9 protein-coding genes are annotated in these 13,540 nt (G+C 72.1%); 5 read left to right on the top strand and 4 right to left on the bottom strand.

Annotated features, from left to right (window positions below; all coding sequences use genetic code 11):
- The 4 genes from malQ to alc all read left to right on the top strand — a co-directional run.
- Window positions 1-1,760 (top strand): 4-alpha-glucanotransferase (gene malQ / locus HET64_RS27455; protein ID WP_215109841.1); only part of this gene is annotated, 1,760 nt, incomplete at its 5' end.
- 38 nt (window positions 1,761-1,798) lie between these two features.
- Window positions 1,799-2,011: a hypothetical protein gene (locus HET64_RS27450; protein ID WP_215109842.1), complete on the top strand. Its 213-nt coding sequence runs from the start codon at window positions 1,799-1,801 to the stop codon at window positions 2,009-2,011.
- 136 nt (window positions 2,012-2,147) lie between these two features.
- Window positions 2,148-3,056 (top strand): LysR family transcriptional regulator, encoded by a 909-nt coding sequence (locus HET64_RS27445; RefSeq protein WP_215109840.1) that lies wholly within the window; start codon window positions 2,148-2,150, stop codon window positions 3,054-3,056.
- 65 nt (window positions 3,057-3,121) lie between these two features.
- Window positions 3,122-4,276 carry an allantoicase gene (gene alc, locus HET64_RS27440; RefSeq protein ID WP_215109839.1) on the top strand — a complete coding sequence of 385 codons (1,155 nt, stop codon included), beginning with the start codon at window positions 3,122-3,124 and terminating at the stop codon, window positions 4,274-4,276.
- 97 nt (window positions 4,277-4,373) lie between these two features.
- Here the strand turns inward: alc and HET64_RS27435 are convergent, their stop codons facing one another.
- Window positions 4,374-4,907, bottom strand: coding sequence for a hypothetical protein (locus HET64_RS27435; RefSeq protein ID WP_215109838.1), 534 nt, complete (start codon window positions 4,905-4,907; stop codon window positions 4,374-4,376).
- 345 nt (window positions 4,908-5,252) lie between these two features.
- On the bottom strand, window positions 5,253-7,832 hold the full coding sequence (pepN, locus tag HET64_RS27430; RefSeq protein WP_215109837.1) for an aminopeptidase N: 2,580 nt from the start codon (window positions 7,830-7,832) through the stop codon (window positions 5,253-5,255).
- Window positions 7,833-7,956: 124 nt separating this feature from the next.
- Between pepN and HET64_RS27425 the strand changes: the two genes are divergently transcribed.
- On the top strand, window positions 7,957-8,457 hold the full coding sequence (locus HET64_RS27425; protein ID WP_215109836.1) for a DUF1203 domain-containing protein: 501 nt from the start codon (window positions 7,957-7,959) through the stop codon (window positions 8,455-8,457).
- Window positions 8,458-8,539: 82 nt separating this feature from the next.
- On the opposite strand, the gene HET64_RS27420 is transcribed toward HET64_RS27425, so the two are convergent.
- Window positions 8,540-9,568, bottom strand: coding sequence for an aspartate-semialdehyde dehydrogenase (locus HET64_RS27420; protein WP_215109835.1), 1,029 nt, complete (start codon window positions 9,566-9,568; stop codon window positions 8,540-8,542).
- A gap of 309 nt (window positions 9,569-9,877) precedes the next feature.
- Window positions 9,878-13,186, bottom strand: coding sequence for a S8 family serine peptidase (locus HET64_RS27415; protein WP_215109834.1), 3,309 nt, complete (start codon window positions 13,184-13,186; stop codon window positions 9,878-9,880).
- Window positions 13,187-13,540 lie beyond the last annotated feature (354 nt).

The raw sequence follows: 13,540 nt of genomic DNA, 5'->3' as shown, positions 1-13,540 counted from the left end.
CCCCGCCCCCCGGCGTCCACCGCGTCCACGTCCGTACGCCGGACCACCGCCGCGCCACGGCCACCCTCGTCGTCGCCCCGGCCCGAGTCCCGCAGCCGCCCGAGCGCTCCCACGGCTTCCTGGTCCAGCTCTACTCCCTGCTCTCCGCCCGCTCCTGGGGCATGGGCGACCTCGGTGACCTGGCCGACCTCGCCGCCTGGTCCGGGCGGACCCTCGGCTCCGGGTTCGTCCAGGTCAACCCGCTGCACGCGGCCGTCCCCGGGCACCCCACCGACCCGTCCCCGTACCGCCCCTCCTCGCGCCGCTTCCCCGACCCGGTGCACCTGCGCGTCGAGTCGATCCCCGAATACGGCCACGTCCGCGACCGGGCCGCCCTGGACGACCTCCGGCAGGAAGCCGCGGCCCTCAGCGAGGCCGTGCTGAACAAGGGCGCGCTGATCGACCGGGACGCCGTCTGGGAGCTGAAGCGGCAGGCCCTGGAGCTGGTCGTCGAGGTGCCGCTGACCCCCGGCCGCCGCGCCGCCTACTGCGACTTCCTGGCCGAGCGGGGCCAGGCGCTGGAGGACCATGCCCTGTGGTGCGCGCTCGCCGAGGTGCACGGCCCCGACTGGCACGCCTGGCCCGAGGCCCTGCGCGACCCCCGCTCCCCGGGAACCGCCCGCGCCCGGGCCGGGCTGCTGGACCGGGTCGACTTCCACTGCCGCCTCGCCTGGCTGACCGCCACCCAGCTCGCCGCCGCCCAGCGGGCCGCCGAGGACGCCGGGATGAGCGTCGGGATCGTCCACGACCTCGCCGTCGGCGTGCACCCGGCCGGCGCCGACACCTGGGCCCAGCAGGAGGCCTTCGCCCACGGCATGTCCGTCGGCGCGCCCCCCGACGCCTTCAACGCGCGCGGCCAGGACTGGGGCCTGCCGCCCTGGCGCCCCGACGTCCTCGCCGCCACCGGCTACGCCGCCTACCGCGGCCTGCTGCGCGGACTGCTGGCCGACGCCGGAGCCCTGCGGATCGACCACGTCATGGGCCTGTTCCGGCTCTGGTGGGTGCCCGAGGGCAGCCCGCCCACCGACGGCACGTACGTCGCCCAGGACGCCGAGGCGATGCTCGCCGTCCTCGTCCTGGAGGCCCACCGGGCCGGGTCCGTCGTCGTCGGCGAGGACCTCGGCACCGTCGAGCCCGGGGTCCGCGAGGCGCTCGCCCGGCGCGGCGTGCTCGGCACCTCGGTGCTCTGGTTCGAACGCGACTGGGACGGCGACGGACGGCCGCTCGCCCCGGAGCGGTGGCGCCGGGACTGCCTGGCCACCGCCACCACCCATGATCTGCCCTCCACCGCCGCCCGGCTGACCGGCGACCATGTGACGCTGCGCCACCGCCTCGGCCTGCTCACGCGCTCCCTGGAGGAGGAGCTGACCGAGGACGTCACCGACACCGCCGAGTGGCTGGCCCTCCTGGCCCGGCTGCGGATGCTCCCCGAGGGCGACGGCGACGAGGAGGCCGCCGTCCGGGCCGTCCACCGCTTCCTGCTGCGGACCCCCGCCCGGATGACCGGTGTCTGGCTCCCCGACACCGTGGGCGACCGCCGCCCGCAGAATCTCCCCGGCACCTGGGACCAGTACCCCAACTGGCGCCTCCCGATCGCCGACGCCGAGGGGCATCCGGTCACCCTGGAGGAGATCGCCGCCTCCCCCCGGCTGCACGCGCTGATGGACGTCCTGCGGCCCCGAAAGCCTCATACGGCACCCCCGGGCGAGCGCCGTCCCTAGGCGTTCGCTACGTTGGCACCGTGGACAAGAAGAACGCTATGCGCGCCGGCGTCGTTGCGGCCGGGACGACGCTGATGATGCTGCTCATGTCGAGCCCGGCGCTCGCGCTCACGCCCGACGACGGTGACGACCCGGCTCCGCGCCTGAGCGCGATCGAGACCATCGGTCTCTACGTCGTCGCGCCCATCGCCCTGTTCGTGGTGATCACGGCCCTGGTCATGGTCCTGGACAAGTCCAAGAAGCAGGTCTGACCCGCACACGTACGCCATGCGCGAAGGGTGCGCCGCCGGTAGCGACTACCGCGCGGCGCATCCGTGCGTCCGGCCCCGTACGTGTGCACGGCCCGGGGCGGGAACGCGGCCCACGCCGGGCCGGTAGGTTGCGCCCATGACCGAGTGGGACGTCAAGAAGCTCCGTATCCTGCGCACCCTGCGCGACCGGGGCACGGTGACGGCGACCGCCGAGGCCCTCCTGATGACCCCCTCAGCGGTCTCCCAGCAGCTCACCAACCTGGCCAAGCAGCTCGGCGTGGACCTCCTGGAGGCCCAGGGCCGCCGCGTCCGTCTCACCGACGCCGCCCATCTCGTCCTGCGCCACGCGGAGGCGGTCTTCGCCCAGCTGGAGCGGGCGGAGGCCGAACTGACCGGCTATCTGCGCGGCGAGGCGGGCGAGGTCAGGGTGGCCGCGTTCTCCACCGCCGTGCCCGCCCTCGTCGTCCCCGCCGTCCGGCTGCTGCGCGCCGAGGACCGCCCGGGGCCCGACGTACGCGTGAGGGAGGCCGAGGCCGCCCAGGCCTACGAGCTGCTCACCGCGGGAGAGGTGGACCTGGCCCTGTCGCTGGCCGCCCACGCGCCCACCGCCCGCGACCCCCGCTTCAGCCTCTTCCCGCTGCTCGTCGACCCGCTGGACGTGGCGCTCCCCGCCGGCCATCCGCTGGCCGGCGCACCCGCGCTGCGGCTCGCGGACCTCGCCGCCGACCGCTGGATCTTCGGCGGCTCGGGACCCTGGTCCGAGATCACCACCGCCGCCTGCGCGGCGGCGGGCTTCGTCCCCGAGCAGGCCCACAGCGCCGCCGGGTGGACCGCGATCCTCGCCCTGGTCGAGGCGGGCATGGGCGTCGCGCTGGTCCCCCGGATGGCCGCCCGGGAGCGTCGCGAGGGCGTGGTGATGCGGGTGCTGGAGGCGGACCGGCCGCGCCGCCACGTGGTGGCGGCCGTCCGGCACGGGGCTTCGAGCGGACCGGCGGTGGCCCGGGTCCTCACGGCACTCACCAGCGTCGCCACATCATTCAGCTGAGCTGAAAGATACCTGCGAAAACTTTCGATGGACCTGATGGGTCCGGTGGCGCGAAGGTAGGAGTCATGACCTTCGACGCGAGCGAGACCACATTCCAGGACCCCGACACCGACCCCCACGCCAATGACGCCGCGCCCTACGGCGGCGGCGACCCGTATGCCGACTACCGCGAAGCCGGAGACCTCCCCTTCACCGAGCTGGTCGACCTCGCCGACCGCCGCCTCGGCGCGGGCGTGATCGCCGCCAACGACGAGTTCTTCGCCGAGCGCGAGAACCTGCTGATCCGTGAGCGCGCCGTCTTCGACCCCGAGCACTTCGGGCACAAGGGCAAGATCATGGACGGCTGGGAGACCCGCCGCCGCAGGGGCGCGGGCGCCGAGACCCCCTTCCCGGCCCCCGGGGACCACGACTGGGCGATCGTCCGCCTCGGCGCGCCCGGGATCATCCGCGGCCTGATCGTCGACACCGCCCACTTCCGCGGCAACTACCCGCAGCGCGTATCGGTACAGGCCACCTCCGTCGAGGGCGCCCCGAGCCCCGAGCAGCTGCTCGCCGACGACGTGAAGTGGGAGGAGATCCTCCCGTCCACGCCCGTACGCGGCCACGCGGCCAACGCCTTCGAGATCACCGGCGGCCGCCGCTACACCCACCTGCGCCTCTGCCAGCACCCCGACGGGGGCATCGCCCGCCTCCGCGTGCACGGTGAGGTCGTCCCGGACCCGGCCTGGCTCGCCGCGCTCGGCACCATCGACCTGATCTCGGTGCTCAACGGCGGTACGTACGAGGACGCCTCCGACCGCTTCTACTCCTCGCCCACCCAGATCATCCTGCCGGGCACCTCCCGCAAGATGGACGACGGCTGGGAGAACCGCCGCCGCCGGGTCCGCGACACCAACGACTGGGTCCGCTTCCGCCTCCCCGCCCAGGGCGCGGTCCGCGCGATCGAGATCGACACCGCCTACCTCAAGGGCAACTCCGCCGGCTGGATCGCCCTCCAGGGCCGCAACGGCGACACCGGCGAGTGGTTCGAGATCGTCCCGCGCACCCGCCTCCAGCCCGACACCCTCCACCGCTTCGTGCTGCGCGCCCAGGCCGTCGTCACCCATGTCCGCCTCGACGCCTTCCCCGACGGCGGTGTGGCCCGGATGCGCCTGCACGGCACGCTCACGGAGTCCGGCGCGGCCGAGCTGACCCGCCGTTACGAGGAGTCGGGCGCGTGACCTCGTAACCCTCGGGCCGGCACCCCCCAGTTCCCGCCCGGCGGACGGTTGCGCTCCTGCGCCCGCCCGCCGGGCGGTTTCCACACCGGGCGGCGGCTCAGGCGACGTACGCGGAGAAGCGCAACGTCTTCGCCAGCACCCGCCAGGTCCCCCAGGCGAACACCCGGTTCACCGTGTTGCAGAAGGCCTCGCCCGTGCAGTCGGTGGGCCGGTCCTGCCAGGCCCGGACCGTCAGGGAGTGGAAGCCGAGGGTCCGCGAGAAGGCGAAGCGGATGTGCGTGCCCCGGCCCAACTGGTGCCCCGGCAGCGTGTTGATCTGGAAGAAGTCGTTCCCGATGTACTCCACCTCGACCGGATTGCCGCCCAGCAGCTCGCAGCGCGCCCCCGCCCGGATCCGCCCCGCGCAGTCGCCGCTGACCGGGAACAGCCAGAAGTGGTCGGTCAGCTGCTCCCGGACCTCGTCCGCGCTGGTGAACGGATGCAGCCCGAGGCTGTAGCCGTACGTGTAGAGGCCGTAGCAGCCCGCCGGACCCGCCCGGCAGTCCGGCCGGCCGGTCACCTGCGCGGCCGGGCCCGTCAGCAGACCCGCGCACAGCGCCAGCGCGACCGGCACGGCGGCGAAGCCGGGCATCCGAACCCTCCCGTGGCCTGCGACCGAAGCTTCCTGCGACGACCCTTCGGACCGTAGGCCACGGGAGCCCCGGCAGCGCGCCGGCGGCAGCCGAACGGGCGGCGCGCGCGGCACGGGCTAACCTGCGGCGTTCGCACCCGATACCGCACTCCCCGGGGGAAATCGGAGGTCACCCTCGTCCTGACGGCGCCCGCCGGGAGTCCGGCGGAGGAGGCCGTGGCGCTGGTCCGGTCTGGCGAGGACCGGCCCCTGGTGGTGGCTCCCCGGCCGGAGTAGGCACAACCGCGAAGGGGCGCCCCCTCCGCCGCGACGAAGAGGACGCCCCCAGGGCCGTACGTGCTGCCGCTACGCGGTGGCCGCCGCGTCCGCCGCCCGGGCCTTCAGGGCGCGCTCCACACCGGACCTCGACTCCGACATCAGCCGGCGCAGGGCCGCGCTCGGCTCGGCCGAGGCCAGCCAGGCGTCCGTGGCGTCCAGCGTCTCCTGGGAGACCTGGAGGGCCGGGTAGAGGCCCACCGCGATCTGCTGGGCCATCTCGTGGCTGCGCGAGTCCCAGACGTCCTTCACCGCGGCGAAGAACTTCTCCGTGTACGGGGCCAGCAGCTCGCGCTGGTCCGTCTGGACGAAGCCGCTGATGACCGCTTCCTGGAGCGAGTTGGGCAGCTTGTCGGACTCCACGACCGAGGCCCACGCCTCGGCCTTGGCCTCCTCGGTGGGCTGGGCCGCCCGCGCGGAGGCCGCGTGGCGCTCGCCCGCCGCCGTCCTGTCGCGCTCGTACTCGGCGGCGATCTCCTCCTCGTCCAGCAGCCCGGTGGCCGCCAGCCGCTGCACGAACGCCCACCGCAGCTCGGTGTCGACGGCCAGGCCCTCGATGGCCTCCGTGCCGTCCAGCAGCGACTGGAGCAGGTCCAGCTGCTGCGGGTTGCGGGCGGTGGCCGCGAAGGCGCGGGCCCAGGCCAGCTGGTGGTCGCTGCCCGGCTCCGCCGCGTGCAGGTGGGCCAGCGTGGCGTCGGTCCACTGGATCAGCGCGGCCTCACGGGCCTCCGGCGCCGCGTACAGGTCGAGTGCCATCTTCACCTGGCGGTGCAGCGACTGCACGACCCCGATGTCCGACTCCTTGCCGATGCCCGAGAGCACCAGGGAGAGGTAGTCGCGGGTGGCCAGCTCGCCGTCACGCGTCATGTCCCAGGCCGAGGCCCAGCTCAGGGCGCGCGGCAGCGACTCGGTGAAGTCGCCCAGGTGCTCGGTGACGACCCGCAGCGACTCGGGGTCGAGGCGGACCTTCGCGTACGAGAGGTCGTCGTCGTTGAGCAGGACGACCGCCGGGCGGGCCTTGCCCACCAGGGCGGGCACGTCGGTGCGCTCGCCGTCGACGTCCAGCTCGATCCGGTCGGTGCGCACCAGCTTGCCGTCCGCGGCATCGTCGATGGAGTAACAGCCGATGGCGATGCGGTGCGGGCGCAGCGTCGGCTCGCCCTTCGCGCCGGCGGGCAGCGCGGGGGCCTCCTGGAGCACGGTGAACGAGGTGACGCGGCCATCGGCGTCGGTCTCGATCTCCGGGCGCAGGATGTTGATGCCCGCCGTCTCCAGCCACGCCTTCGACCAGGTCTTCAGGTCGCGGCCGGAGGTCTTCTCCAGCGCGCCCAGCAGGTCGGAGAGACGGGTGTTGCCGAAGGCGTGCGCCTTGAAGTACGCCTGGACGCCCTGGAAGAACGCGTCCTTGCCGACGTACGCCACGAGCTGCTTGAGCACGGACGCGCCCTTGGCGTAGGTGATCCCGTCGAAGTTGACCAGGACGTCGTCCAGGTCCTGGATGTCCGCCATGATCGGGTGCGTGGAGGGCAGCTGGTCCTGCCGGTACGCCCAGGTCTTCATGGAGTTGGCGAACGTGGTCCAGGAGTGCGGCCACTTCGAGCCCGCCGCGTCCGCCTGGCAGGCGATCGAGGTGTAGGTGGCGAACGACTCGTTCAGCCAGAGGTCGTTCCACCACTCCATCGTCACGAGGTCGCCGAACCACATGTGGGCCAGCTCGTGCAGGATGGTCTCGGCCCGCACCTCGTACGCCGCGTCCGTCACCTTGGAGCGGAAGACGTACTGGTCGCGGATGGTGACCGCGCCCGCGTTCTCCATCGCGCCCGCGTTGAACTCCGGGACGAAGAGCTGGTCGTACTTGGCGAACGGGTACGCGTAGTCGAACTTCTCCTGGAACCATGCGAAGCCCTGCCGGGTGACGGCGAAGATGTCCTCCGCGTCCAGGTACTCCGCGAGGGAGGGGCGGCAGTAGATGCCGAGCGGGACGGACTGGCCGTCCTTCTCGTAACTGCTGTGCACCGCGTGGTACGGGCCCACGATGAGGGCCGTGATGTACGTCGAGATGCGCGGCGTCGGCTCGAAGGTCCAGACGTCGTCCTTCGGCTCCGGCGTCGGGGAGTTCGAGATGACCGTCCAGCCGGACGGGGCCTTCACGGTGAACGCGAAGGTCGCCTTCAGGTCGGGCTGCTCGAACGAGGCGAAGACGCGGCGCGCGTCCGGGACCTCGAACTGCGTGTACAGATAGGCCTGCTCGTCGACCGGGTCGACGAACCGGTGCAGGCCCTCACCGGTGTTGGTGTACGAGCAGTCGGCGACGACCTTCAGCTCGTTGGCGCCCGCGCGCAGATGCGGCAGGGCGATCCGCGCGTCGCGGAACACGGCGGCCACGTCCAGGTCCTTGCCGTTCAGCACCACGTCGTGGACGGCCGGGGCGACCAGGTCGATGAACGACTCCGCACCCGCCTCCGCGCAGTCGAAGCGCACGGTGGTCACGGACCGGTAGGTGCCGCCCTCCTGCGCCCCGGAGAGGTCGAGATCGATCTCGTACGCGTCCACGGTCAGCAGGCGCGCCCGCTCCTGTGCCTCTTCGCGGGTCAGATTCGTGCCAGGCACGCGGTCATCTCCTAGGTGTGCGACTTGATAAGCGGCGTTTCGGCCCATCCTTCCACGCACGTGCTCCCAGCGCGATGTCCGTTTTCCGCCGGACGCGGACCGCTCACCGGGACACGCTCGGACCATGACCGGACACCAGCCACGCGCCATCGACCCCGCCGCTCTCGCCGGACTCCGCGCCACCGACGACGCGGGCCGGCCCTGCCGCCCGTACACCGCGACCGAGGGCGGCCACCCCCTGCGCTGCTGTCTGCGCGGCAACGCACCGGGGGAGCGCATCGCCCTCGTCTCCTACGCCCCGCTGCGCCGCTGGGCCGCCGCGACCGGGGCGAGCCCGGGGGCGTACGACGAGCAGGGGCCCGTCTTCATCCACGCCGAGGCGTGCCCGGGCCCGGAACCGGAGCGGGCCGGGTACCCCTTCGCGCGGGCGGGCGCGCTGCGCGCGGTGCGCCGCTACGACGCCCGGGGGCACATCGTGGGCGGCCGGCTGCTGGAGATCCCGGCCGACCCGGAGAAGGGTGTCGACGCGGCCCTCGACGAGGCGTTCGCGGACCCGGAGGTGGCGTTGGTGCACGTGCGGGCCGTGGAGTACGGCTGCTTCCACTTCGAGGTGCGGCGAAGCTGAGGCGGTACGGGTACGGGTACGGGGAAGGGGCGGGCACCGGACACCGGTGGCCGCCCCTTCCCCGTACGCGTGACGCCGCGGGTCAGCCCTTCAGCTCGGCCGCCACCAGCTCCGCGATCTGCACGGCGTTCAGCGCCGCGCCCTTGCGGAGGTTGTCGTTGGAGACGAACAGCGCGAGACCGTGGCTGACCGTCTCGTCGACCCGGATACGGCCGACGAAGGAGGCGTCCTTGCCGGCCGCCTGGAGCGGGGTCGGGATCTCCGAGAGCTCGACGCCCTCGGCGTCCTTCAGCAGCTCGTAGGCGCGCTCGACGCCGATCGGACGGGCGAAGCGGGCGTTGATCTGGAGGGAGTGGCCGGAGAAGACCGGGACCCGGACGCAGGTGCCGGACACCTTCAGCTCCGGGATCTCCAGGATCTTGCGGGACTCGTTGCGGAGCTTCTGCTCCTCGTCCGTCTCGAACGACCCGTCGTCCACGATGGAGCCCGCCAGCGGCAGCACGTTGAAGGCGATCGGGCGCTTGTAGACGGCCGGCTCGGGGAAGTCCACGGCCTCGCCGTCGTGGGCCAGCTTCTCGGCCTCGGCGACGACCTTGGCCGCCTGGCCGTGCAGCTCGGCGACACCGGCGACGCCGGAGCCGGACACGGCCTGGTAGGTGGCGACGGTCAGCGCTTCGAGGCCGGCCTCGTCGTGCAGCGGGCGCAGCACGGGCATCGCGGCCATCGTCGTGCAGTTCGGGTTGGCGATGATCCCCTTCGGGCGGACCCGGGCCGCGTGCGGGTTGACCTCGGAGACGACGAGGGGGACCTCGGGGTCCTTGCGCCAGGCGGAGGAGTTGTCGATCACCACGGCGCCCTGGGCGGCGACCTTCTCGGCCAGCGCCTTCGAGGTCGCGCCGCCGGCGGAGAACAGCACGATGTCCAGGCCCGTGTAGTCGGCCGCGGAGGCGTCCTCGACGGTGACGGCGGAGCCCTTGAAGTCGATCGTGGAGCCCGCGGACCGGGCCGAGGCGAACAGCCGCAGCTCGTCGACCGGGAAGTCCCGCTCGGCCAGGATCCTGAGCATGACTGTGCCGACCTGACCGGTGGCGCCGACGATTCCGACCTTCACGAGGACTCCTCTGTTCTGCACGTCCGGCGGCTGCCCGCCCGTGCGGCTGTGCGGCCCGTTTGCCGCTCCATGATGCGTATGTCCTGGCCCGCCTTGTCCAATCCATTGTCCGACCTGCGGACTCTTCGCGCGAGGACCGCAGATTCTGCAACGTCCGTGCGCGCGGGGGGAAACATCTGCGGCGGCGGTCGGGGGGTGTGACGAGGAACACGCACAGCGGGGCGGGTGCCCGTGAGAGCGCCCGCCCCGCCGTCGTGACGAGGGGATCCGTACGGTGGAATGCCTTCCGTTACGGCCCGATGGGACCCGCTACGGCGTGACCTTCTCGATCACGACGCTGCCGGTGCCCGCGGCGGTGCCGCGCGTGTTGACCAGCTTGACCTCGCCGAAGAACTGCCGGCCCTCGGGAGCCGCCCCGGCGACCACGACCTCGGCGCCGACCTGGGCGGACGCACCGTTGGCCAGGTTCACGGCCTTGGTGGAGTCGACCTTGAGCGTGCCGAGCGACGCCGAGTAGAAGACGTCGCGGTAGTCGTACGTGGTGGTCCCGGACGGGACCGAGTAGCCGTCGACGACGACCGTGTAGGTGCCCGCTGCGGGCTTGAGCAGGCTGACCGTCTCCTCGGAGCCGGCGCTGGTCGAGCTGCCGACCTGCGTGGCGCCCCGGAAGACGAGCAGGTCGATGTCCGCGTTGGTGTCCGAGGTGCCGCCGATGGCGATGTCGAGCTTCTCGACACCCGCGCCGATGGTGACCGTGGTCTCACGGGTCTGGCCCGTCGAGATCGACGGCTTCGCCACCTTGGCCGAGCCCAGCGAGCCGCCCTGGAGCTTGCCCTGGAGGGCGGCGGCGCTGTTGGTGACCGTCCAGTTCACCGGTGCGGGAGTGCCGATCTTCGCCTCGGCGATGGTCTGCACAGCCGGGTCGAAGGTCGTGCCGAGCAGCGAGACATCCAGCTTGTACGGGTTGTCCAGCAGCGGCGACGTACGACGCGCCTCGACCTCGATCTCCCACACGCCGGGCTGCGGGTCCTTGTAGGAACGCGCGTCCGGGCGGCAGGTGTTGGCCGGGTTCTCGTAGTTCGGGTAGCAGAACGTCGTCGTGGTCGGGTCGACCGGCGTCCCGTACGGGTGCAGGGAGACGAACCGCGTCTGGCTGCCCGAGCGCAGGGCGCTGAGGGCGACCTCAAGGGTCTTCGCGCCCTCCGGCACGTTGACGAAGTACGACGTGGTGCCGTTGCGCTGGACCGAGCCGGACGCCTTGTAGGCGTAGCCGGGCTGCTGCAGCTCGTGGGCGACGACGACCGTGGTCATGATCTGGTGGTCCACGCCGGAGGTCTTCTTGTCGTCGACCCGCAGGATGGCGCTGTGGACGCCGGCGGACTTCGCCTTCGCCTTGACCTTGAGCTTGACCGGCGTGTCGAGCGGCAGCGAGACGTACTGGGGGCTGCTGAGCTCGAAGGTGCCGTCGTTGTTCTTCCAGGACAGCTTGTGCTGGACGTTGCGGTCCGGGCCCGTGGTGCGGGTGACGACGACGTCGTAGACCTTGGTCTCGCCGGTCTTCAGGCCGCCCTCGCGGTCGTAGAGGCCGGTACCGAAGCCCGGGTCCTTGAGCGCGAAGTCGATCGCGGTGTCGACCGGGGCCTTCACCGAGAACTCGTGCGCGGGCTTGCCCTGCTTGGCGATCTGCTTCCACGCCTTGACGATGTTGATCAGACCGGAGCCCTGGGCGTGCGCGGGCACGTCCTCGATGTGGGTCGCGGTGCTGGTCAGCGCGGTGCGCAGGTCGGCCGGGGGAAGCTCGATGCCCTGCTGCTTCGCCGCCGACAGCAGCAGCGCGGCGGCGCCCGCCGCCTGCGGGGAGGCCATCGAGGTGCCCTGGAGCATGGAGTAGCCGGCCGGCAGGTCGTAACCCGCCTCCTTGACCGGACCGCCCGGCGCCCAGGTCTGGGTGGTGTTGATGGACGCGCCCGGCGCCGCGATGACCGGCGTGAAGCCGCCGTCCTCACGCGGACCGCGCGAGGAGAAGGGCTGCATGTCGTACTTCTTGGTGACGTTGGAGCCGTAGTTGGCCGCCCACGTCTCCTTGGAGATCGACGCGCCGACCGAGATCACGTGGTCGGCGACGGACGGGTCACCGATGGTGTTGAGCCCCGGGCCGCTGTTGCCGGCCGAGATGACCAGCTGAACGCCGTAGATGTCGATGAGCCGCTTGTACAGCTCGGCGCGCGCGTTGTTGCCGTCGTTCAGCGGCGGCAGGCCGCCGATCGACATGTTGACGATGTCGACGCCGCGGTTGACGACGAGGTCGATCATGCCCTCGGTCAGCGCGATGTTGGTGCAGCCGCCGGACCAGGTGCAGGCACGCGAGGAGACGATCTTGGCGCCGGGGGCGGCGCCGTTCATCTCGCCGCCGAACAGCCCGTTGGCCGCGGTGATGCCCGCGACGTGGGTGCCGTGCGCGCCCTCGATGACGCCGATGTTGACGAAGTCCGCCTTCGCGCCCGAGGCGTCGAGGACCACGCCTCTGCGGGTCTCGACGACGAACGGGATGCGCTCGACGACCTGGGTGCGCGGGTCGTCCTCACCGAAGTAGGAGACCTGGAACTTGTCCTTGTACGGCTTGAGGACCGTGTCGTCGGAGAAGTCCGCGTTGTTGTTCAGGTCGACCCGGGTGGTGCCGGTGACCGGGTCGTACAGCACGCCCCAGACGTCGGTGGTGTCACCGTCGCGGTTGAGGTCGCCCGCCATCTCGCCGCCGGTGGTGGCCGCCTCGGCGAACGTGGCGAACTTGTAGCTGCCCGCCGGCGCTGAGTAGGTCTTCCCGCCGGACGTGAACGTCGGGCCGGCCACCGACTGGGACATCTCCAGCCAGGTGCCGTCGCCGTCGTTCACCGGGTCGGTCGCGGTCACCCAGTCGACGATCTTGCGCTCGCCGGTGGTGGTCTTCTTCAGGGCCGGGTGACCGAGGTCGACGCCGGAGTCCAGGACGCCGATGGTGATCCCGCGACCGTCGGCCGTCGGGTGCTTCTCGACGAAGTCGACCGCGCCCGTCTCGAACGACGGGTTGTACGGGTTCTTCGCCGGGGTCTTCTTGTTCGGCGCCGCGTAACTGCCCGTGGCCTTCGGCTGCTTTGCTCCGGCGGCCCGGTCGCCCTTGGGCGTCGGGTCGTCCAGCTTGATCTCCTGCTTGAGATCGATGCCGAGGACGGAGGAGAGCTTGGAGGCCGCCTTGATGGTGGACTCGGCGCGGCTGGTCGGGACCGTCGCCCGGACGTAGCCGAGCTTGTCGTAGGTCCGGCCGAGCACGGAGCCCTCGACGGCGTCCAGCTGCTTGCTGACCTGCTCGGTCGCCCCCGGGGTGGTGGCGACCATCATGGTGACGCTCTTCTCGCCCTTGGCCTCGGCCTTCGCCAGGACATCGGCGTCGGCCTTGCCGAGCTTGTCGCCCCGGTCGCTCGTGGCGGCCGGTTTGACGGGTGCCGGTGCCGGGTCCTCGGCGGCGAACGCCGGAGCGGCGCCGGAGGCGGCGAGTGCGGCCGCCAGTCCGGCAGCGGCCGCGATACGTGCCGCGCGTCTGGCCCCGGGTATGGAGCTGGGGGATTCCTTGGTCATCAGCATCCCTGTAATTGAAAGAGAGAGTCCGGAATTCGGTACCGGATGACCGCTCAGCCTGTCGTAAATGACAGGGGTTTGTGGAGAGTTGACGGAGGCGAGTCAGGGACATGGCATAGATCCGCCACGGGGCGCGATATGCCACGAGGGATGAATGAGGCCAAACGGTGCGTTCGTGGCGCCCGGCGACGCGGGTGGCGGCGGCCGTGGTCCGGACCAGAGGCGTTCATGGCCGAGGCCGGACGGGTCGGTGGCCGGGAACAGCCGTGACCCTGCGGCCCGGGGGCGGCGCACCCGGGCCCGGCCGGGGCGCCTTCCCCTCTTCCCGGGACCGGTCCCCCCGGGGCCGCCGCGCCCCGC

Origin of the sequence: Streptomyces sp. McG3, from assembly GCF_018619185.1 — a bacterium.
Taxonomy (GTDB): domain Bacteria; phylum Actinomycetota; class Actinomycetes; order Streptomycetales; family Streptomycetaceae; genus Streptomyces.
This window is presented reverse-complemented; position numbering and strand designations above follow the sequence as displayed.

What these genes read in the sequence shown, in the direction of transcription:
- alc (WP_215109839.1), top strand. Translation starts at nt 3,122, where the DNA reads ATGACCTTCGACGCGAGCGAGACCACATTCCAGGACCCCGACACCGAC.
- HET64_RS27450 (WP_215109842.1), top strand. Translation starts at nt 1,799, where the DNA reads ATGCGCGCCGGCGTCGTTGCGGCCGGGACGACGCTGATGATGCTGCTC.
- HET64_RS27445 (WP_215109840.1), top strand. Translation starts at nt 2,148, where the DNA reads ATGACCGAGTGGGACGTCAAGAAGCTCCGTATCCTGCGCACCCTGCGC.
- HET64_RS27435 (WP_215109838.1), bottom strand. Translation starts at nt 4,907, where the DNA reads ATGCCCGGCTTCGCCGCCGTGCCGGTCGCGCTGGCGCTGTGCGCGGGT.
- HET64_RS27425 (WP_215109836.1), top strand. Translation starts at nt 7,957, where the DNA reads ATGACCGGACACCAGCCACGCGCCATCGACCCCGCCGCTCTCGCCGGA.
- HET64_RS27415 (WP_215109834.1), bottom strand. Translation starts at nt 13,186, where the DNA reads ATGCTGATGACCAAGGAATCCCCCAGCTCCATACCCGGGGCCAGACGC.